This window comes from Micromonospora sp. NPDC048842, assembly GCF_040649935.1.
Classification (GTDB): domain Bacteria; phylum Actinomycetota; class Actinomycetes; order Mycobacteriales; family Micromonosporaceae; genus Micromonospora; species Micromonospora hortensis.
Window position 1 is genome coordinate 1 of the sequence record NZ_JBEZGK010000017.1, and the last position, 20,963, is coordinate 20,963.

At 71.3% G+C, this 20,963-nt stretch carries 13 protein-coding genes; 7 read left to right on the plus strand and 6 right to left on the minus strand.

From position 1 onward, the window contains the following. Window positions 1–163 precede the first annotated feature (163 nt). The 3 genes from AB0C19_RS22535 to mfd all read right to left on the minus strand — a co-directional run bounded on the left by AB0C19_RS22535 (window position 164) and on the right by mfd (window position 5,655). Window positions 164–1,150 (minus strand): nucleoside triphosphate pyrophosphohydrolase, encoded by a 987-nt coding sequence (locus AB0C19_RS22535; protein WP_357188315.1) that lies wholly within the window; start codon window positions 1,148–1,150, stop codon window positions 164–166. Between the two features lie 2 nt (window positions 1,151–1,152). Next, the gene (locus tag AB0C19_RS22540) at window positions 1,153–1,905 is read right to left on the minus strand and encodes a hypothetical protein (protein ID WP_357188317.1); all 753 of its coding nucleotides are present in this window, start codon (window positions 1,903–1,905) and stop codon (window positions 1,153–1,155) included. Window positions 1,906–2,022: 117 nt separating this feature from the next. Continuing rightward, window positions 2,023–5,655 (minus strand): transcription-repair coupling factor, encoded by a 3,633-nt coding sequence (mfd, locus tag AB0C19_RS22545; RefSeq protein WP_357188319.1) that lies wholly within the window; start codon window positions 5,653–5,655, stop codon window positions 2,023–2,025. Between the two features lie 289 nt (window positions 5,656–5,944). Here mfd and AB0C19_RS22550 point away from each other — a divergent pair, with 289 nt between their 5' ends. Further along, window positions 5,945–6,859 carry a cyclase family protein gene (locus AB0C19_RS22550; protein WP_357188320.1) on the plus strand — a complete coding sequence of 305 codons (915 nt, stop codon included), beginning with the start codon at window positions 5,945–5,947 and terminating at the stop codon, window positions 6,857–6,859. Beyond that, window positions 6,859–7,794 (plus strand): AraC family transcriptional regulator, encoded by a 936-nt coding sequence (locus AB0C19_RS22555; protein ID WP_357188322.1) that lies wholly within the window; start codon window positions 6,859–6,861, stop codon window positions 7,792–7,794. Before AB0C19_RS22550 ends, AB0C19_RS22555 begins: the two co-directional genes overlap by 1 nt. 248 nt (window positions 7,795–8,042) lie before the next feature. Here AB0C19_RS22555 and AB0C19_RS22560 read toward each other — a convergent pair whose 3' ends face one another. Then, window positions 8,043–8,693, minus strand: a complete 651-nt coding sequence (locus AB0C19_RS22560) for a response regulator transcription factor (RefSeq protein ID WP_357188505.1) — start codon at window positions 8,691–8,693, stop codon at window positions 8,043–8,045. A gap of 5 nt (window positions 8,694–8,698) precedes the next feature. Further along, window positions 8,699–9,934: a sensor domain-containing protein gene (locus tag AB0C19_RS22565; protein WP_357188324.1), complete on the minus strand. Its 1,236-nt coding sequence runs from the start codon at window positions 9,932–9,934 to the stop codon at window positions 8,699–8,701. Window positions 9,935–10,141: 207 nt separating this feature from the next. Here AB0C19_RS22565 and AB0C19_RS22570 point away from each other — a divergent pair, with 207 nt between their 5' ends. The 3 genes from AB0C19_RS22570 (at window position 10,142) to ppc (ending at window position 15,356) form a co-directional block, all read left to right on the plus strand. Next, the gene (locus AB0C19_RS22570) at window positions 10,142–11,314 is read left to right on the plus strand and encodes a serine hydrolase domain-containing protein (protein WP_357188325.1); all 1,173 of its coding nucleotides are present in this window, start codon (window positions 10,142–10,144) and stop codon (window positions 11,312–11,314) included. A 73-nt stretch (window positions 11,315–11,387) separates the two neighbouring features. Then, window positions 11,388–12,440, plus strand: a complete 1,053-nt coding sequence (locus AB0C19_RS22575) for a hypothetical protein (RefSeq protein WP_357188327.1) — start codon at window positions 11,388–11,390, stop codon at window positions 12,438–12,440. A 129-nt stretch (window positions 12,441–12,569) separates the two neighbouring features. After that, window positions 12,570–15,356 carry a phosphoenolpyruvate carboxylase gene (ppc, locus tag AB0C19_RS22580; protein ID WP_357188329.1) on the plus strand — a complete coding sequence of 929 codons (2,787 nt, stop codon included), beginning with the start codon at window positions 12,570–12,572 and terminating at the stop codon, window positions 15,354–15,356. A 68-nt stretch (window positions 15,357–15,424) separates the two neighbouring features. On the opposite strand, the gene AB0C19_RS22585 is transcribed toward ppc, so the two are convergent. Then, window positions 15,425–16,243, minus strand: a complete 819-nt coding sequence (locus tag AB0C19_RS22585) for a hypothetical protein (RefSeq protein WP_357188331.1) — start codon at window positions 16,241–16,243, stop codon at window positions 15,425–15,427. A 54-nt stretch (window positions 16,244–16,297) separates the two neighbouring features. On the opposite strand from AB0C19_RS22585, the gene AB0C19_RS22590 reads away from it, so the two are divergent. Beyond that, window positions 16,298–17,461 carry a DNA recombination protein RmuC gene (locus tag AB0C19_RS22590; protein WP_357188333.1) on the plus strand — a complete coding sequence of 388 codons (1,164 nt, stop codon included), beginning with the start codon at window positions 16,298–16,300 and terminating at the stop codon, window positions 17,459–17,461. Window positions 17,462–17,610: 149 nt separating this feature from the next. Continuing rightward, the gene (locus AB0C19_RS22595) at window positions 17,611–20,907 is read left to right on the plus strand and encodes a S8 family serine peptidase (RefSeq protein ID WP_357188335.1); all 3,297 of its coding nucleotides are present in this window, start codon (window positions 17,611–17,613) and stop codon (window positions 20,905–20,907) included. Window positions 20,908–20,963 lie beyond the last annotated feature (56 nt).

Sequence of the window (20,963 nt, forward strand, 5' to 3'; positions counted from 1 at the left end):
CCCCGCCCGCCCGCCCGCGCCCCTCCGGCCCCGCCCGCCCGCGCCCCCCCCCGGCCCGCCCCGCCCCGCCCCGCCCCGCCCCGCCCCGCCCCGCCCCGACACGGTCGGGTTGATCAAGAGGTTTGCGTCACGCACGAGCCGAGTTCTGACGCAAACTTCTTGATCAGCGCGGGCTGGTGGGTGGGGGTTCGACGTGGCGGATGGCTTCGGCGTGGGCCAGGGTGGTGCGGCGGAGAGCTGCTTCGGGGTCGATGCCCGCCTCGCGGGCTGCCGCCACCGTTGCCAGCAGGTCTGCGCCCAGCCTTGCCTCGGCATCCGCCTGGGTGTCGGCCGGTGGGAGTGGGACGTCGATGCCCCTGCGAGCGGCGCGATCCAGGATCTGCGTTGCCAAGGCCAGCGCGGGCTGGCTCAGGGCCACGCCGTCCAACGCCGAGTGCCGTGCCTTCTCCGCGCGCTTGATCCGCTCCCAGTTCTCGGTGATCTCCTCCAGGGTGCCCGCCTCGGCACCGGCGAAGACGTGCGGATTACGCCGGATCATCTTGTCGACCAGACCACCGGCCACGTCGTCGATGGTCCACCGCTCGTCCTCGGGCAACTCCTCGGCGAGCCGCGCGTGCAGCACGACCTGCAACAACACGTCGCCCAACTCCTCGCGCAAAGCGTCGGTGTCGTCGGCCCTGATGGCGTCGTACGCCTCGTAGCTCTCCTCCAGCAGGTAACCGGCGAGGCTGCGGTGCGTCTGCGCCCGCTTCCACGGGTCGCCACCCGGAGAGGCCAGTCGATCCAGCACGGCCACCGCGTCGAGCAGCCGGGCACCCGGCGGATCCCACGAGCCGTACATCAGCTCCATCTCGGCCAACCCCGGTTGCCGGGCCAGCCGCAGACCCAACTCCCGGGCCAGCGCCTCGTCACCCGCCGGACCGGCCAGCCACACCACGGTGCCGTGTGCCGCCACCGCGTCCAGCAACAGCTGCGTCGCCGGGCCGTCCACCACAGTGACCTCGGCGCCCGCCTGGCGCACGGCCGTGGTCAACTCGCTGTCCGCGCCGGTCAACACCGGGTGCTGGCGTACGACGTCCCACGCCGCGGCCGTCAACAGGCCGGCGGGCAACCGGGGTGAGGTGACCAGGAGGACGATCCGTGCGGTCATGCTCAGCTGGCCGTGCCCTCGGCCTCCGGCGTCCCGGTCGGCCCCTCCGGGGTGGAAATGTCGGTGACCGCGTCGGAGCCCGGCTCACCCAACGGCACACTCACAGCGGGTGCGTCACCGGAGAAGCTGAGCAGCGGGAACTCAAGCGGACGGTACCGAGGGCTGACTGTGACGTCGTAACGACCGACCGCCTCGGCGAGGATCCTCTTGGTCGCCAGCGCGCCGCGTAGCTGCTCGCCGTCGAGCTGCTGGGCGGCGTCGGCATCAGTCACCTCGGCGGGGATCTTGCCGGCCGCACGCCCGGCGGCGATCACGTCGGCGATCTCTTCCTTGGTCGGCTCGACCGGCTCGGCCGGCAAGCCGGACAGGCACGTGAAGAGCTTCGCCACCTCCCGCACGTGCCCGGTCTCCGGGTCGAGACCGAGCTGCTGGGCGGCCTGGTCGGCCGCCACCTGGCCGCGCGGCTGGTAGTTCTTCTCGGCGGAGAGCTTCTCGCACACCTTGGTCAGCACCATGGTCCGAACCACGTCGGCCACCTTGGGCAGGGTCGGTTGCGGCGCCGCGGGCTGCGCACTGGCGGATGACTCCGGCGCCGGGTTCTTCGTCCGCAGGTCCTTCATTGCGGTGGAAACCTGAACGTCGGTGATGCGCTGGTCACCGATGTAAGCGGCGATACCAGGCTCAGCACGGCAACCGGAGAGGGCGACGAGGCCGAGCGCCACAGTGGCGACGGCGGCAAGACGGCGAGCACGCATAGCCGTCACTCTCTCACGCCGTCACCCGGGGTTGTGACACCCCCCACCTTCGCCCAACCCACGACCAGGGACGGCGTCGACGCGCGACCCGTCCCTGGTCGAGAGCACGCCGCCGGCTCAGGCGCTCGCGGCGACGGTCAGTGGGGCTGGAGCACCGAGCACATCGGAGAGCAGTTGCGCGCACCACTGGAGCAGCGCCTGGTCACGCAGCGGCTCGCCACCGATCCGACGGGTGCTCGGTCGGGGGACGCTGACCTGGTCGGTGGCCTGCTTGTAGACGGCATCCGGGTGGTAGCGCTTGAGCCGCATCTGCTTCGAGTCCGGTAGGGGCAGCGGGCCGAACCGAACATGCTTGCCCTGCACGGACACGTCGCTCAGGCCGTAGCGGCGGGCCAGCAGACGGAAACGGGCCACCTCCACCAGGTTCTGCACCGGGGCCGGCGGCTCGCCGTACCGGTCGGTCATCTCGGCGATCACCTCACCCAGCCGCTCCTCGTCGCGCGCCTCGGCGAGCTTGCGGTACATCTCCAGGCGCAGCCGCTCCACGCTCACGTAGTCGTGTGGCAGGTGCGCGTCGACCGGCAGGTCGATCTTGACGTCGGTCTCCTCCTCCGGCCGCTCACCCTTGAACGCGGAGACCGCCTCGCCGACCATCCGCACGTACAGGTCGAAGCCGACGCCCTCGATGTGCCCGGACTGCTCGCCACCGAGCAGGTTGCCGGCGCCCCGGATCTCCAGGTCCTTCATCGCCACATACATGCCGGCGCCCAACTCGGTGTGCTGGGCGATTGTCGCCAACCGCTCGTGGGCGTGCTCGGTGAGCGGCTTCTCCGGCGGGTAGAGGAAGTAGGCGTACGCCCGCTCCCGGCCCCGGCCGACCCGGCCCCGGATCTGGTGCAGCTGGGCCAGGCCGAGCAGGTCGGCCCGCTCCACGATCAGCGTGTTGGCGTTCGGGATGTCGATGCCCGACTCGACGATCGTGGTGCAGACCAGGACGTCGAACTCCTTTTCCCAGAAGCCGACCATGACCTTCTCCAGGGCGTCCTCGCCCATCTGGCCGTGCGCCACAGCGACCCGCGCCTCCGGCACCAGCTCCCGCAGCCGCCGCGCCGCCCGGTCGATCGACTCGACCCGGTTGTGCAGGTAGAAGACCTGCCCGTCGCGGAGCAGCTCACGGTGGATGGACGCGGCCACCTGCCGGTCGTCCTGCGCGCCGACGAAGGTGAGCACCGGGTGCCGTTCCTCCGGCGGGGTGGCGATGGTGGACATCTCCCGGATGCCGGTGATCGCCATCTCCAGTGTGCGCGGAATCGGGGTGGCCGACATGCTGAGCACGTCGACCGACGCGCGCAGCGTCTTCAGGTGCTCCTTGTGCTCGACACCGAAGCGCTGCTCCTCGTCGACGATCACCAGACCCAGCTGCTTGAAGCGGGTCGCCGTCTGCAACAGCCGGTGCGTACCGATGACGATGTCGACGGTGCCATCGGCAACCATCTCCAGCGTCCGCTCGGTCTCCTTGGCCGTCTGGAACCGGGACAGCTGCCGGATCTGGACCGGGAACTGGCTCATCCGCTCGGCGAACGTGTTGTAGTGCTGCTGAACCAGCAGGGTGGTCGGCACCAGCACCGCCACCTGCTTACCGTCCTGCACCGCCTTGAACGCCGCCCGGACCGCGATCTCGGTCTTGCCGTAGCCGACATCACCGCAGATCAGCCGGTCCATCGGGACGGTCTGCTCCATGTCCCGCTTGACCTCGTCGATCGCGGCGAGCTGGTCCGGCGTCTCCTGCCAGGGGAAGGCGTCCTCCAGCTCGCGCTGCCACGGGGTGTCCGGGCCGAACGAGTGGCCCTTGGACGCCTTGCGGGCGGCGTAGAGCTGGATGAGCTGCGCGGCGATCTCCCGGACCGCCTTGCGGGCTCGAGCCTTGGACTTCTGCCAGTCCGAGCCGCCCATCTTGTGCAGGGTCGGCTGCTCGCCGCCCACGTAGCGGGAGAGCTGGTCGAGCTGGTCGGTCGGAACGAACAACCGGTCGCCGGGCTGGCCCCGCTTGCTGGCCGCGTACTCGATGACGAGGTATTCCCGGCTGGCGCCGTTGACGGTGCGCTGCACCAGCTCGACGTAACGGCCGATGCCGTGCTGCTCGTGCACCACGTGGTCACCGGTCTTCAACTCCAGCGGGTCGATGGTGTTGCGCCGCCGGCTCGGCATCTTGCGCATGTCCCGCGTCGAGGTGCCCCGACCGCCTGTCACGTCATTGCCGGTGAGCAGCACGAAGCGGGACGCCTCGTCGACGAACCCACTGCTCAGCGCACCACAGGTGACCACCAGCTCGCCGGGGACGGGCGCGGTCGGCACCTCCTCGGTCAACCGGGCACCCAGGCCGGCGTCGCGCAGCACCTCCACCGCCCGCTGGGCGGGGCCGTGCCCCTCGAAGACCAGCGCGATCGACCAGCCCTCACCGGCCCAGCGCTTGAGGTCCTCGACGACCCGCGAGGTCTCGCCGTGATAGAGCGGCGCCGGTTGGGCGGACAGGGTGACCGCGATGGCGTCGTCCGGAGTGACGGCGGCCGACTCGGGCGCGTCCTCCCAGGGCTGCCGCGCCTCGGCCGTCTCCCCCTCGACCAACCCGAACGGGGACAGCGTCCACCACGGCTGGCCGAGCTTGCCGGCGGCGGCGCGTACCTCGCCGAGGGTGCGGAAGGCGGCAGCGCCGACGTCCACCGGGGCCTGGCCGCCGACCGCGGCGGCGGCCCAGCTGGCCTGCAAGAACTCCTCCGACGTACGCACCAGGTCGTGCGCCCGCGTGCGGATCCGCTCCGGGTCGCAGAGCAGGACGTGGGTGCCGGCGGGCATGGCGTCCAGCAGCAACTCCAGTGAGTCGGGGCCGACCAGCACCGGGGCCAGCGACTCCATCCCCTCCACCGGGATGCCCTCGGCCAGCTTGTCGAGGATCTCGGCCAGCTCGGGGTGCTGCTCGGCGAGCGCGGCGGCCCGGTCGCGGACCGCCGGGGTGAGCAGCAGCTCGCGACAGGGCGGCGCCCAGAGCAGCGGAACCTGCTCGATGGTCCGCTGGTCGGCGACGGCGAAGGTGCGGATCTCCTCCACCTCGTCGCCCCAGAACTCGACCCGCGACGGGTGCTCGTCGGTGGGCGGGAAGACGTCCAGGATGCCGCCGCGCACGGCGAACTCGCCGCGCTTGGTGACCAGGTCGACCCGGGCGTACGCCATGTCGGTCAGCCGGCGGGCGACCTCTTCCAGGTCCGCCTCCTCGCCGGCGGCGAGCTGCACCGGCTCCAGATCACCGAGCCCTTTGAGCTGCGGTTGGAGCAGCGAGCGGACCGGGGCCACCACCACTCGCAGTGGCCCGGTGCCGCCGTGCGCGTCGGTCGCCTCCGGGTGCGCCAGCCGGCGCAGCACGGCCAGCCGTCGGCCGACCGTGTCGGAGCGGGGGGACAGCCGCTCGTGCGGCAGCGTCTCCCAGGAGGGGAAGACCACCACCTGCTCGGCCGGCAGCAACCCGCCCAGCGCGGAGGCCAGGTCGTCGGCCTCGCGGGTGGTGGCGGTCACCGCCAGCACCGGTCGCCCGGCGCCGTCGTTGTCAGCGGCGACCGCCGCGACGGCGAACGGGCGCAGCGCCGCCGGGGCGGTGATGTCGAGGCCGTCGACCTGGGCGGCACCGGAGCGCGCCAGGTCACGCGCCCGGGTCAGCCCGGGGTCGGCCAGGGCGGCGGTGAACAGACCGGTGAGCAAGGGAATCCTTCCCGGGGAGTCGACGCACACGACGGCGGCCCCTCGTCCAGCGGGACGGGGGGGCACGACAACAAGCCTAGCCCCGTCGACCGACAGTCACCCCCTTCCGCCCAGGTCCGCGCCGCGCGCGTCACCCCTTGTCCCGGCGAGATCGTGCTCGATCCAGGATGTAGTGGCCTCATCGACGCAGCGAGGCCACTACATCCTGGATGTTGCGCGATCTTGGGATCGAGCCCGGCCGCCGCCAGGGGATCTTGACCGGCGTCGGTAGGCGTGGTCGGGTTTCGGTATGGGTGAGCAGTGGAGGGCACAGTTCGACGCGGAGGTGAGCTTCGCCAACGGCGGCGGGCTGCGTACCGAGGGGTTCCGGCTGGACATCCCCGGTCGGGAGATCACCGACGACGACCTGGCGGCGTTGTTCGTCCGGCATCTCGGGCTACTGATGGTCGCCGACGTACGGATCAGCGCCAAGACGATCATCGAGGAGCCGCACAAGGGCGGCCGGGGTGTCGCGGTCGACGAGTCCGGCGCCGGTCGTCGGCTGGTCGAGCTGAGCCACGTGATCAGCGACGGGATGACAACCCTGCCGGGTTGGCCGGGGCCCCGGATCACCGACTGGCTGACCTTCGCGGCATCCCGTGAGCGGTACGCCCCGGGCACCGAGTTCCACGTGGCCCGAATCGACATGATCGCCAACACCGGCACGTACCTGGACACGCCCGCCCACCGGTGGGCCGGGCGGGACGACCTGACCGGAGTGTCGCTGGACCGGCTCGCCGACCTACCGGGGGTGGTGGTCCGGGTGCCGGCCGGCGTCCGCGCGGTGGACCGGCTGATGCTGGCCCCGTACGAGGTGGCCGGGCGGGCGGTGTTGCTGCACACCGGGTGGGACACGCACTTCGGCACCGAGCGGTACAGCGCGCCGGAAGCGCCGTACCTGACCGGGGACGCCGCCCAGGCGCTTGTCGACGCGGGGGCGGCCCTGGTCGGCATCGACTCGATCAACATCGACGACATGAGCCCGGCGGCCGACGGCGTACGCCCCGCGCACAGCGCGCTGCTCGCCGCCGGCATCCCGATCGTCGAGCACCTGACCGGCCTGGACACGTTGCCGCCGAACGGGTTCCGGTTCACCGCGGCCCCGCCGATGGTGGCCGGCATGGGCACCTTTCCGGTTCGCGCCTTCGCCACCGTCAACCCCTGATGCCCGCCGAGGGAACTGGCAGTGATCCGCGTCGCCGCACCACGCCCGCCCAGTGGCGGGTGTTGGGGCACCCGGACCGGATGCTGATTTACCAGGTGCGGTGCATCGTGGAGAACCACGGCTGGACGGAGTCCGTCGCCGAGGACCGCCACAAGGTCATCTTGGGGCGGTCCGGCGTGTACCGCCGTCGGCTCAACGGCGTGGTCGAGCTTTCCGATGCCACGTCCGTGCTGCTCACCCGCCCCGGCGACGAGATGGCCGTGGCGCACCCGTTCGGCTGTGGCGACTCGTACACCTGCATCGAGATCGATCCGACCGTGCTGGCGGACCGGACGGACGCGGCGAGCTGGGTGGACCGGGGCGGTTGGTCCGGGACCTCGGACGCCGCACTGGACCTGGCGCACCGACTACTGGTGGCCGACTTCCGGCGCGGGCTGGACGGGTTCGAGATGGCCGAGCGGCTGCACCGCTTCCTGGCTCGCCTGCTGCACCAGAGCCCTCTCAGCACCGACGACGTGGGCGGCGAGATCGATCGGGCCGTACGTCGGCGACCGGCGACGCTGGCAGCGCACCGCCGGCTGGCCGACCGCGCTCGGGAGGTGCTGGCGAACTCCAGCTTCACCCTCGGATTGGACGAGGTCGCCCGCGAGGTCGGCAGCTCCCCGCACCATCTCAGTCGGGTGTTCCAGCGGATGACCGGCAGCAGCCTGACCGCCTACCGGAACCGGCTACGGGTACGGGAGGTGCTGGACACCCTCGCCGAGCCCGGCGGCCGTCCGCTCGGTGCGCTCGCCAGCGACTACGGCTTCGCCGACCAGGCGCACCTGACCCGGGTGGTCCGGGAGCAGGTGGGCCACCCGCCGGCCCGGCTGCGCCGGCTGCTCACCCCGGTCGACGAAGGCCCGATCGGATCGGCGTCACCGCACGTGGAGTGACCCTGGGGGAGGACGCGCGTCTGCTTGACCGTGCGGCCTCCCCCGGCTCGGGCCGCCTGCGGGCTCGGCCGGGGCATCGGGCCTCCCCGAAAAGGTCCGCGTACCCCGCTCCGCTGCCCGTCCTCGTCGGCGGCGTCCGGATCGACATGAACCATCGTCGGGTCGCCGCGTTCCGCAGTCTTGAAGAAAATTGCTCAAACCGGCCCGGTCCCGCGTGGATCCGAGCAGCCTCGGTCGACAGCGACGCGTCAGCTCCCGGACTGGAGGTAACGCAACACCGCGAGGACCCGACGGTGGTCGGTCTCGGTGGGCGGCAGACCGAGCTTGCCGAAGATGCTGGTGATGTGCTTCTCCACCGCCCCCACGCTGAGGAACAGCGTCGACGCGATCGCCGCGTTCGAGCGCCCCTCGGCCATCAGGGCCAGCACGGTCCGTTCCCGCTCGGAGAGGCCGGCCAGCTCCCCGGGGCCCCGGGCCGCGCCGAGCAGCTGCGTCACCACCTCCGGATCGAGCACGGTCGCGCCGCCGGCGACGCGGGTGAGCGCGTCGACGAACTCGCCGACCTCGGCCACCCGGTCCTTCAGCAGGTAACCGACGCCTCCGGCCCCGCCGGCGAGCAACTGCGCCGCGTACCGGGTCTCCACGTACTGGGAGAAGAGCAGCACCGGCGTACCGGGATGGGCGGCGCGTACGGCGAGCGCGGCCCGCAGCCCTTCGTCGGTGTACGTCGGCGGCATCCGGATGTCGATCACCGCGACGTCGGGCCGGTGCTCGTGCACGGCGGCCCGCAGCGCCTCCGGGTCGCCCACCGCGGCGAGCACCTGGTGCCCTCGATCGACGAGCAGGTAGCTGAGCCCGTCGCGAAGGATCCCGGAGTCCTCGGCGATGACCACGCGCAGGCCGGTCATATCCGCACCGGGAGTTCCAGGGTGACAAGCGTCGGCCCGCCGTGTGGGCTGTCGATCCGCATCGTGCCGTCCACGGTACGGGCCCGGTCGCGCAGCCCGGCCAGCCCGCCGCCGGGCAGCGCGTGAGTCGTCGAACCGAGCGTGGCACCGCCGCCGCCGTCGTCTCCGACCTGCACCCGCAGCAGACCGTCGTGTTGACGTACCTCGACGGTGGCCCCCTGGGCCGTGGCGTGTTTCGCGACGTTGGTGAGCAGCTCGGCGACGCAGTAGTAGACGATCGTCTCGACGGCTGGTGATGGCCGGTCGCGCACCTCGACCCGCAACTGGACGGGTACGGCGCCCCGCGCCACGAGGGTGCCCAGCGCCGCCTCCAGACCGTTGTCGAGCATCGGTGGATGGATGCCCCGGGTCAGGTCACGAAGGTCGGTGATTGCGATTTTCGCGTCCCGGTGGGCGGTCTCCACGAGCGCCCTGGCCTCCGGCGCAGCGTCAACGGAGAGCTTCTCCTTGGCCAGACCGAGTTTCATGGCCAGGGCGACCAGTTGTGCCTGGGTGCCGTCGTGCAGGTCGCGCTCGATGCGGCGCAGCAGCGCGGCGGCGTCGTCCACGGCCAGCGCACGGGCCTCTTCGAGGTCGTCGACCCGCTCGTCGAGGCTGGTCGGGCCGAGCAGGCCACGGATCAGCAGCCCGTCCAGGAGCAGGATCAGACTCAGCAGCCCACGGCCGACGAGAAGCATCCCGGCACCGATCGCCGCCAGCAGGAACGACTTCGGCCAGGTGTCGAAGAAGAAGTCCCCGAGTTGCAGGGCGACCCGGTGCGACCACCAGAGCGGATGGCTGAGCAGGAACAACGGGTAGCAGAGGAAGGCCGCGATCACCGCCGTCGCGACCACTGTCACCGGCAGCTTCACGATCAGGTACGCCAGTGCCCGCCAACCCGTGGCGTCACCGAGGCCGCTGCGCACGTACCCCACTGGACCGGGTCGTCGTCGGACCGGACGGGGGCCCGCGACCCGCAGCCCCAGCGTGGCCCGGGCCAACACGCGGTGCAGCCAGCCCCAACCGCGCGCGCCGAGGACGCCGGAGGACAGCAGCGGCAGGCCGAGCAGCGTCAGCGCGAGCGTGCCGCCGACAACCACCGTGAGGAGGGCGTACGCGAAGCCGACGACCGCCAGCGGCAGGCTGGCCAGCACGTAGCCGACCTGGTTGCGGAGCTGCCGGAGACTCGTCACCTGATCCTCCCGACCGTGCCGGACGACACCGTCCCGGCAGCGAGTGTTCCGGCTCAGCATGCCCGGGTGCGGGCCGTCCGCCCAGCCGGGAGACCCGCCGCGATCCGTCGGGTTAACCCCACCGGATCGGCGGGAGAGCCGCATGTCGCTGCGCCCCGCCCGCCGGCAGGGTCGACGGGAACAACAGTTTCGTCGATTGGAGCAATCATGTCGCGTCTGCTCTGGGCCGTGCTGGTGTCGGCCGGCACGTTGGTCGCCACCCTCGCCGTCCCAGCCCTGCCAGCACGTGCCGAGCATTCCGGGCCGGAACGCCGCGCGCTGGCCGCCGCGCTCGATCAACTGGTCGCGGACGGCTTCCCCGCCGCGGTGGCCTACGGCCGGGTGGACGACCGACGGTGGCAGGTGGCGGCGGGAGTCGCCGATCGGAATACCGGGGCTCGGGCCCGACCGGACGACCGGTTTCGGATCGCCAGCAACACCAAGGCCTTCGTGTCGACGGTGCTGCTGCAACTGGTGGGTGAGGGCCGGCTGACCCTCGACGACCCGGTCGAGCGCTGGCTGCCGGGGGTCGTCCGGGGTAACGGCAACGACGGTTCGACGATCACGGTCCGGCAGTTGCTCAACCACACCAGCGGCATCTGGGACCCGACCGGGCAACGGAGCTTCTGGGCCCCCTACCTCGACGAGCACGACTGGGATCGGGTGATCCCGCCCCGCACGGTGATCGCCGCGGCGATGGCACACCGGCCGGACTTCGCCCCCGGCACCTCGTGGGGCTACTCGAACACCAACTATCTGCTGGCTGGCCTGGTGATCGAGGCGGTCACCGGCCGGGGCGCGGCGAACGAGGTACGGCGGAGGATCATCGGGCCGCTTGGCCTGAGTCAGACCTCTTTCCCGGTCATCGACCCGGAGATCCATGGCCGGCACCTGCACGGCTACGACCTGACCGGCCGGGATGTGACCACGTTCAGCCCGTCGTACGACTGGACCGCCGGGGCGATGATCTCGACGACGGCTGACCTGGCGCGGTTTCATCGGGCGCTGTTCGGCGGGCGGCTGCTCGCGCCGGCTCAGCAGCGGGAGTTGGAGACCGTGGTGCCGATGGACGACTCGCCGGCCGGGTACGGGTACGGCCTGGGCGTGCAGCGGATGACTGTGCCGTGCCCGACCGGCCCCACGCCGGTGTGGATGACCGACGGCGGCGGGCCGGGCTTCACCAGCATCGCGGTGACCAGCCCGGACGACTCCCGGCAGCTCGTCCTCGCCGGCAACGTCTACGACATCGACCGGGACGTCCGGGGGCAGGTTCCGGTGCCGGCGAGCGGGGGTGCGCTGGCCGCCCTGCAGTCGGTTCTCTGCGCCGACGACGTGCGCTGAGTCCGGCGGACCGCAGGGCGACGGCCAATCGGTTCCGCCCTGCGGTCCCCAAAACGGACCATAAGCTAATAAAGTGGACAAAGAATCGCAGGGCACGGCCCGCGACTGGGCGCCTCGCAGCATCGGACTGCTCATCGGCACTCTCGTGCTGGCCACGGCGTTCATCGCGGCCTACGTCGGCGCGTTGCACCAGCCCACACCCCGCGACCTGCCGATCGGCGTCGCCTCCGGCGACCAACGCGCCCGGACGACGCTCGACGCCGTGCGCGGCCAGACCACAATCCTCAAACCCATCGAGTACGACGACCCGAGCGCCGCCGAGCACGGGCTGCTCAGCCGAGCGGTGTACGCCGTGCTCAGCACCGGACCCGACAACGGTCTGCTCCTCACCGTGGCGAGCGCCTCCGGCCCCTCCGCCACCAGCGCGATCAAGGAGGTCCTCGGCACCGCCACCAGCCGCACCGGCACCCCGCTACAGATCGTCGACAAGGTGCCGGTCCCCTCGGCCGACCCGCGCGGGGTGGTGCCCTTCTACCTGAACGTCGGGTACGTGCTCGGCGGCTACCTCGCCTCGACAGTGCTGGGGATATCCGCCGGCACCACCCCGCGTACGGCGCGCCGGGCCGGACTGCGCATCGCCTCCCTGGCGGTGTACAGCGTGCTGCTCGGCATCGCCGGCGCGGTCGTGGTCGGACCCGTCCTGGACATCTGGCACCACGACGTGCCGACGATCGCCGCCATCGGCGCGCTCGCCGTCTTCGCCGCCGCCATGTTCGCCAGCGCCATTCAGGGCTGGCTCGGCGTCGCGGGCACCGCGCTGGTCATCCTGCTGCTGGTGGTGCTCGGCAACCCGGGCTCCGGCGGCATCTACGCGCCCGAGTTCCTGCCCGGGGTGCTGCGCGGTATGCACCGCTGGAACATCCCCGGGCTCGCCAACGACCTGACCAAGGCCGCCGTGTACTTCGACTGGCGATCGGCCGGCTGGCCGGCTTCCGCCCTCGGAATCTGGACGGTGCTCGGCGGGCTCGGACTGGTCAGCGCGAGCCTGGTCCGGGGTCGCCGGGCCGCCTCCTCCGGCTCTGGAACGACCCGCTCCGGCCCCTCGCCGGACCGCGACGGTGGTTGAGATCACCCCGGAAAACAGCCTCCCGAGGGCAGTGGATCACCAGGGGGCCCTCCAGACATCCTCTGCGCGCGGATACCATCCAGTAAGTCGGACAGCGCTGTCCTTCGTATCCACGTAAGGGAGCGCATCGTGACCGACCAGCACGACCATGACGGCCCGGACGCCGCACTGCGCGCCGACATTCGCCGACTCGGCACCCTGCTCGGCCAGACCCTGGCCCGCCAGGAGGGTCGCCCGCTGCTCGACCTCGTCGAGGAGATCCGCGCCCAGGTTCGCTCCGACGCCCCCGCTGCCGCCCAGCGCCTCGGCGGGCTCGACGTGACCACCGGCACCAAGTTGGCTCGCGCCTTCTCCACCTACTTCCACCTGGCCAACATCACCGAGCAGGTGCACCGTGCGCGGGACCTGCGCCGCCGCCGCGCGGTGCAGGGCGGCTGGCTGGACCAGGCCGCCAAGATGATCGCCGAGCGCGGGGTGCCGGCCGAGGAGATCGCCAACGCGGCGCGCCGGCTGGCGGTGCGACCGGTCTTCACCGCGCACCCGACCGAGGCAGCCCGGCGCTCGATCCTGTCCAAGCTTCGGGCGATCGCCGACGAGTTGGACACCGAGACCGCCAACGCGATCCTCTACGGCGCCAGCGACGAGGGCCCGGCCAACCGCCGGCTGGCCGAGTTGTTGGACCTGATGTGGCAGACCGACGAGCTGCGGCTCGACCGGCCGGACCCGACCGACGAGGCCCGCAACGCCATCTACTACCTGCGCGACCTGTACGCCGAGGCCGCCCCGCAGGTGCTCGACGACCTGGCCGACACGTTGCGCACGCTCGGTGTGGAGACCTCACCGACGGCCCGGCCGCTGAGCTTCGGCACCTGGATCGGCGGCGACCGCGACGGCAACCCGTTCGTCACCCCGGCGGTCACCCGCGAGGTGCTGACCATTCAGCACGAGCACGGCATCGCGGCAACCGAGAAGGCGATGGACCACCTGATCAACGAGGTCTCGGTGTCGCGCCGGCTGCGTGGGGTGTCCCTGGACCTCTCCGCCAGCCTCGCCGCCGACCTTGACGCGCTGCCCGAGGTGGCGCAACGCTTCCGCCGGGTCAACGCGGAGGAGCCGTACCGGCTCAAGGCGCGCTGCGTGAAGGCGAAGCTCGCCAACACCCGGCTGAGGTTGCGCCAGGGCACCGCGCACGTACCGGGCCGGGACTACCGGGGCTCCGCCGAGCTGATCGCCGACCTGGACCTGCTGCGCGCCTCGCTGGCCCGCAACTCCGGGCAGCTCACCGCGGTCGGCCGGCTGGCCTCCACCATCCGTACGGTCTCCGCGTTCGGCCTGCACCTGGCCACCATGGACGTCCGGGAGCACGCCGAGGCGCACCACGCGGTGCTCGCGCAGCTCTACGAGGCGGTCGGCGAGGTCTCCGACTACCCGGCGTTGACCCGGCTGGAACGCACCAAGCTGCTCGCCGACGAGCTGACCGGTCGCCGTCCGCTGTCGACAGCGGACACCTCGCTGTCCGAGCCGACCCGCAAGACGTTCGACGTGTTCAGCACCATCCGGGAGGCGCAGGACCGGTTCGGCGCCGAGGTGATCGAGTCGTACATCATCTCGATGACCCTGGGTGTCGACGACGTGCTGGCCGCCGTGGTGCTGGCCCGCGAGGCCGGCCTGGTGGACGTGCACAGCGGGCGGGCCCGGGTCGGGTTCGTGCCGCTCCTGGAGACCCCGGCCGAGCTGAACTCCGGCGGCGAACTCCTCGACGAGCTGCTGTCGCTGCCCGCGTACCGGGCGCTGGTGACGGCCCGGGGTGACGTGCAGGAGGTCATGCTCGGCTACTCCGACTCGAACAAGGAAGCAGGAATCACCACCAGCCAGTGGTCGATCCACCGGGCGCAGCGCGCGCTGCGCGACGTGGCCGCCCGGCACGGTGTGCACCTGCGGCTCTTCCACGGTCGGGGCGGCACTGTCGGGCGCGGTGGCGGGCCGACGCACGAGGCGATCCTGGCGCAGCCGTACGGCACCATGGACGGCGCGATCAAGGTGACCGAGCAGGGCGAGGTGATCTCCGACAAGTACACCCTGCCCTCGCTGGCCCGGGAGAACCTGGAGCTCACCCTCGCCGCGGTGCTCCAGGCGACCCTGCTGCACACCGCGCCCCGGCAGCCGGCCGAGATGTTGGAGCGCTGGGACGCGACGATGGACGTGGTCTCCGAGTCGGCGTTCCGGTCCTACCGTTCGCTCGTCGAGGACCCGGACCTGCCCGCGTACTTCTGGGCGTCCACCCCCACCGAGCTGCTCGGCGCGCTGAACATCGGCTCCCGGCCGGCGAAGCGCCCGAACACCGGCGCCGGGCTCTCCGGGCTGCGGGCCATCCCGTGGGTGTTCGGCTGGACGCAGACCCGGCAGATCGTGCCGGGCTGGTTCGGCGTCGGCTCCGGGCTGGCCGCCGCCCGCGAGGCCGGTCTCGCCGACGTCCTGGCCGAGATGCACCGCAACTGGCACTTCTTCCGCACGTTCCTGTCGAACGTCGAGATGATGTTGACCAAGACCGACCTGAGCATCGCCCGCCGGTACGTCGAGACGCTGGTGCCGAAGAAGCTGCACCCGATCTTCGAGCAGATCGAGCAGGAGTACGAGCTGACCAAGCGGGAGGTGCTGGCGGTGACCGCCTCACCGGCCCTGCTGGAGAACTCGCCGGTGCTCCAGCGGACGCTGGCCGTCCGCGACACCTACCTGGAGCCGCTGCACCATCTCCAGGTGGCGCTGCTGCGGCAGTACCGGGAGTCGGGGGCCGCCGGGCGAGCGATAGCCACCGCACCGGGCGGCCGACGCGCACCGAGCGACGGCACCGCCCTGGAAAGGGCGCTGCTCACGACTGTGAACGGCATCGCCGCCGGGATGCGCAACACCGGCTGATCGACTGGTACGAAAAACGGGCCCCGGTCGCTGCGACCGGGGCCCGTTCCCGTAGGAATGAACGACGGTCAGAAGTCGCCGCCCCCGAAATCGCCGCCGCCGAAGTCGCCGCCGCCGAAGCCACCACCGCCGAAGTCCCCACCGGCGTAGTCGCCACCACCGACGTCCCCACCCTGGTCGCCACCGCCGAAGTCGCCGCCCTGGTCGCCGCCGTCGCCGCCCTGGTCGACACCGTCACCGAAGCCCTCCTGGTAACCGGCGTCGTAGCCGTACCCCGGGTCGGCGAAGGCGGGCGAGAAGAGCGCGTCGGCGATCAGGATGCCGCCGAGCACACCAGCACCGGCACCCAACGCCGTCTTCCACCAGGGCGTCGAATACCAGCCGGCGGGCACCGGTCGACCCTGATAACGCCCACCGGGGTAGTAGTAGGGCGTTTCCCGGCCGGGCTGCGGCCCGGCCCGGAAGGTCTGCCCCTGCACATCGACCTCGCGCTCCTTGGTGAGCTGCCCCACACCGCGGGCGGCGGCCAGTGTCGGCACCTCGGGGCCCGGATCGATGCCCAGCGCCGTACGTGCCGCCCGGATGTACGCCAAACCCTCCAGCGCGGTCTCCCGGGCCAGCCCGAACTGGTGCGGCGTGGACGCCTGCTCCAGCTGGGAGCCCGCCGCGTTGTACCGCTCACCAGCGTCGGCCAGCGCCTGTCGTACCGCTGGGTCGTCGCCCTGCAGGTTCATCAACTGGCCGCCGAGACGCTCGTACCACCGCTGCGCCTCCGCGCGGGCGTCGCCGAGCTCGGTGCGCCGACGGGCACCGGCCTGAGCGCGGACGAGCGCGGCGACGCCCAGCGCGCCGACCAGCACAACGGCGAGGCAGAGCACAAGTTCCATGTCATCGAACGTACCCCCGGGTCGCACGTCGTATCCGTCTGGCAAGCTCCGGTGATGGACGTCTCGACACTGCTCCTGGTGATCGTGTGCCTCGGTGCCGGCGGGGCGGTGGGCTGGCTCGCGGCCCGGTCCCGGTCGGCGGCCGACATCGCCCGCCTGGATGCCACACTGGCCGCCACCCGGGAGGGTGAGGGTCGGCTGGAGCAGTCCATGCGGGCGTTGAGCTACGAGGCCACCGCACAGTCCCAGGAGGCGGTGGCCCGGGCGGTCGCGCCGCTGCACGACACCCTGCGCCGCTACGAGCAGCGGGTGGCCGAGCTGGAGCACGACCGCGTCGACGCGTACGCCGAGCTGCGTGAGCAGGTCCGCTCGATGACCGCAGTCTCCGGTGAGCTGCGCACCGAGACCAAGCAGTTGGTGGCGGCGCTGCGCGCACCGCAGGTGCGGGGCCGCTGGGGCGAGCACCAGTTGCGCCGGATCGTCGAGGCTGCCGGCATGTTGGAGCACTGCGACTTCTCCGAGCAGGTCACCGCCGCCACCGACCAGCAGGTCGTCCGACCGGATCTGGTGGTCCGTCTGCACGGTGGTCGCTCGGTGGTGGTGGACGCCAAGGCTCCGTTCGATGCGTACCTGACAGCCATGGAGGCCCGCGACGAGCGCGGCCGGGACACCCACCTCGACGCGCACGCGCGGCACCTGCGGGGGCACGTCGACGCCCTGGCCGCCAAGTCGTACTGGTCGGCGTTCGACAACTCACCCGAGTTCGTGGTGCTGTTCGTCCCGGCCGACCCGTTCCTCGACGTCGCGCTCCAGCGGGACCCGACGCTGCTGGAGCACGCCTTCACCCGCAACGTGGTGCTCGCCACGCCGGCCACGCTGGTCGCCCTGCTCCGCACTGTGGCCTACTCCTGGCGGCAGGAGGCACTGGCCCGCAACGCGCTCGCCGTGCACACCCTCGCCCGGGAGCTGTACGGCCGGCTCTCCACCCTGGGCGACCATGTGGGCAAGCTCGGGTCCTCGCTGGCCGGTGCGGTGACCGCCTACAACAGGGCGGTCGGCTCGCTGGAGGCCCGGGTCCTGGTCAGCGCCCGCAAGCTCGCCGAGTTGGGCGTCTCCGACGACGAGTTGGCCACCCCGGCGCAGGTCGAGTTGACGCCCCGACAGCCGCAGGCCCCCGAGTTGGCCGATCCGGCCGACGACGAGGTCTCGGCCCGTTAGCCATTTATGTGACAGTGCGTATGCCTGCATATCACGAACTGGTCACAAGGGACTGACCAGTAGTGACAGTGCTTGTCGATACCGCGAAAGATTCTGCTCACCCGAGCGCCCTTCTCTGAAGGGCCCTGTTCTCTGGAGGTAAAGAGAACGTGAGCAGACTCCGAAATTTGAGCCGGCGCACCTCAGCCGCGCTCTTCGCGTCGGTCCTGGCGGCGAGCGCCGTGACGACCATGGGTGGTGCCGCCACCGCGGCCGCCGCTCCCGCCACCACACCGGACGCTTCCCCGGCCACCGCCGCCGAGACGCTGGGCGCCCACGACGCCAAACTGCTCAGCGAGGCCCGCGCCAAGAAGGCCACGACCGTCACGTTGATCGTCGCCACCGAGAAGGGTGAGGCGGGGGACGTCGCCGACAGCCTCACCAAGCTCGGCGGCACTGTCAGCCAGCGGCAGGACCGGGTCGGCTTCGTGCTGGCCAAGGTCCCGACCGACAGTGTCCTCAAGGCGGCGCGACTGCCCGGCGTCTCGGCCGTCGACCTGGACGAGGTCATCCAACTGCCGGACCCGGCCCCGGAGCGCACCGCCACCGGCACCGCCGGCGCGCGGCAGGCCACCGTCGGGGCGCCGGGAGAGACCACCCCGGCCGACAACGCCTACATGCCGACGAACGAGACCGGCGCTGTGGCGTTCACCGCGGCCCACCCCGAGTGGGACGGCCGGGGCGTCACGATCGGCATCATGGACTCCGGTGTGGACCTCGCCCACCCGGCGTTGCAGCAGACCACCACGGGCGAGCGCAAGATCGTCGATTGGGTCACCGCCACCGATCCGCTGGAGGACGGCTCGTGGCGGCGGATGCAGGCCGAGGTCGCAGGCCCGTCGTTCACCATCGCCGGCGGCACCTGGACGGCACCGGCCGGCACGTACCGCTTCAACCTGTTCAGCGAGTCGGTCACCGCCGCGAGCGACGCCCGGGGTGACGTCAACCGCGACGGCGACACGACCGACACCTGGGGTGTGCTCTTCGACCCGGCCACCAACAACATCCGGGTTGACGCCAACCAGAACCTCAACTTCACCGACGACCCGGTCATGCGGCCGTACAAGGAAAAGTACGACATCGGCTACTTCGGTACCGACAACCCGGCGACCCCGGTCGCCGAACGGCAGCCGTTCGTCGTCGAGTTCCGCAAGAACGTCAACACCACGCCGATCGGGCTGCCGGGCACCTACGACTACGTCAGCATCGGCATCGTCGAGAGCACCCACGGCACCCACGTCGCCGGCATCACCGCCGCCAACGACATGCTCGGCAACGGAGCCTTCGACGGCGCCGCGCCAGGTGCCAAGCTGGTCTCCGCCCGCGCCTGCTCCTGGGGCGGCGGCTGCAGCGCGGCGGCCCTCACCACCGGCATGATCGACCTGGTGGCCAACCGTGGCGTCGACATCGTCAACATGTCGATCGGTGGCCTTCCCGGCCTGAACGACGGCAACAACGCGCGGACGAACCTCTACAACGAACTGATCGAGACGTACGGCGTGCAGTTGGTCATCTCGGCCGGCAACTCCGGCCCGGGTCTCAACACCGTCGGCGACCCGTCGGTGGCCAGCAACGTGATCAGCGTTGCCGCCAACATCAGCAAGGACACCTGGCTGGCCAACTACGGCTCGGTCGTCAAGAAGAAGAACGCCCTGTTCAACTTCTCCTCCCGTGGCCCGCGCGAGGACGGCGGCTTCAAGCCGAACATCGCCGCCCCCGGCTCGGCCATCTCCACCGCACCGACCTGGCAGCTCGGCGCCCCGGTCCCCGAGGCCGGATACGCGCTGCCCCCGGGCTACGCGATGCTGAACGGCACCTCGATGGCGTCTCCGCAGACCGCCGGCGCCGGCGCGTTGCTGCTGTCGGCCGCCAAGGCCACCGACCGGGGCGTCAGCCCGGCGGCGTTGCGGCGGGCGCTGTTCACCTCCGCCAAGCCGATCGCTGACGTGCCGACGTACGCGCAGGGCTACGGCATGGTCAACGTTCCGGGCGCCTGGCAGTTGCTGCGCCAGGGCGTCGAAGCCCGGTCGTACGTCTCCGACGCGCCGGTCTGCAGCCCTCTGGCCGAGCAGCTGACCATCTGGAACGGTGTGAAGTTCGTGCCGAACCCGGGTCGGGGCACCGGCGTCTACAACCGCTGCACCTCGTCCGAGGGTGGCCACAAGGTCGGCCAGAGCAAGACGTACCCGGTCAAGCTCACCCGCACCAGCGGCCCGACCGGCACCATCAAGCACAACATCACGCTCCAGGGCAACGACGGCACCTTCAAGGCACCGAAGACCGTCGCGTTGCCGCTCAACAAGGCCGTCACCATCAGCGTCACCGCCAAGCCGGCCAGCGAGGGCGCGCACGGCGCGATCGTGCGGATCGACGACCCGGCCACCAACGTTGTCGACTTCGAGGTGTCCACAGTGGTGGTGGCCTCGAACGACGTGAAGAAGCCCAACTTCTCGTACACCAACGAGGGCTCGGTCGACCGCAACGGCTTCACGTCGTACTTCGTCACGGTGCCCGAGGGCGCCAAGGCCCTCCAGGTGAACCTCTCCGGGATCGCGACGGGTTCGCAGACCCGGTTCATCGCCATCAACCCGTTGGGTGTGCCGGTGGAGGCCACCACCAGCACCGTCTGCTACACCAACTTCTCCGACGTCAACGTCTGCAAGCCGCAGGAGCGTGACTACCAGAACCCGCTTCCCGGGGTCTGGGAGATCGAGGTGGAGTCGCGGCGGACGTCCCCGGCGCTGAACAACCCGTTCAAGCTCCAGGCGCGGGTGCAGGGCCTGACTGTCGAGCCAGCCCTGGTCGAGCTGCCCAGTGTCGAGGCCGGCGAGCCGACCCCGGTGAGCTGGAAGGTCACCAACGCCTTCGGTCCGGTCTCGGTCAGCGGCCGCAGTGGCGCGCTGACCGGTGTGCGGACCGAGCGTCCGACCATCACCGAGGGCGGTCCCAACCAGGAGTGGACAGTCGAGATCCCGGCGGGTACGTCGACGTTCACCGCCCGGATCGGCAACCCCGCCAACGCGGGCGCCGACCTGGACCTGTTCGTCTACCGGGGTACCACCGAGGTCGGTCGGGCCGCGGACGGCGACTCGGAGGAGGCGGTCACGCTGACGAACCCGGCCGCCGGCACCTACCGCGTCGTGGTGGAGCCGTACGGTGTTGACGGGCCGGGCACCAGCACCGCCTACGACTACTACGACGCGTTCGCGTCGGCGTCGCTGGGCACGATCACCGCTCCGGCCGTCGCGGTGCCGCTGATGCACGGCGAGTCGGCCACCATCACCGGCACTGTGACGGCGGTGGCCGTTCCGGCCGACGGGCGTCAGCTCTCCGGTGAACTGGCGATCGTCACCAGCGAGGGTGCGATCGTGGGTCGCGGCAACGTGTCCATCGGTGCCGTGAACTGATCCGTCCGTAACGCCAGCGGAAGCCCGTCCCCAGGTCCGGGGGCGGGCTTCCGCGC

Coding starts and splice junctions, on each gene's coding strand:
- AB0C19_RS22535 (WP_357188315.1), bottom strand. CDS start 1,150: ATGACCGCACGGATCGTCCTCCTGGTCACCTCACCCCGGTTGCCCGCC.
- AB0C19_RS22540 (WP_357188317.1), bottom strand. CDS start 1,905: ATGCGTGCTCGCCGTCTTGCCGCCGTCGCCACTGTGGCGCTCGGCCTC.
- AB0C19_RS22550 (WP_357188320.1), top strand. CDS start 5,945: ATGGGTGAGCAGTGGAGGGCACAGTTCGACGCGGAGGTGAGCTTCGCC.
- AB0C19_RS22555 (WP_357188322.1), top strand. CDS start 6,859: ATGCCCGCCGAGGGAACTGGCAGTGATCCGCGTCGCCGCACCACGCCC.
- AB0C19_RS22570 (WP_357188325.1), top strand. CDS start 10,142: ATGTCGCGTCTGCTCTGGGCCGTGCTGGTGTCGGCCGGCACGTTGGTC.
- AB0C19_RS22585 (WP_357188331.1), bottom strand. CDS start 16,243: ATGGAACTTGTGCTCTGCCTCGCCGTTGTGCTGGTCGGCGCGCTGGGC.
- AB0C19_RS22590 (WP_357188333.1), top strand. CDS start 16,298: ATGGACGTCTCGACACTGCTCCTGGTGATCGTGTGCCTCGGTGCCGGC.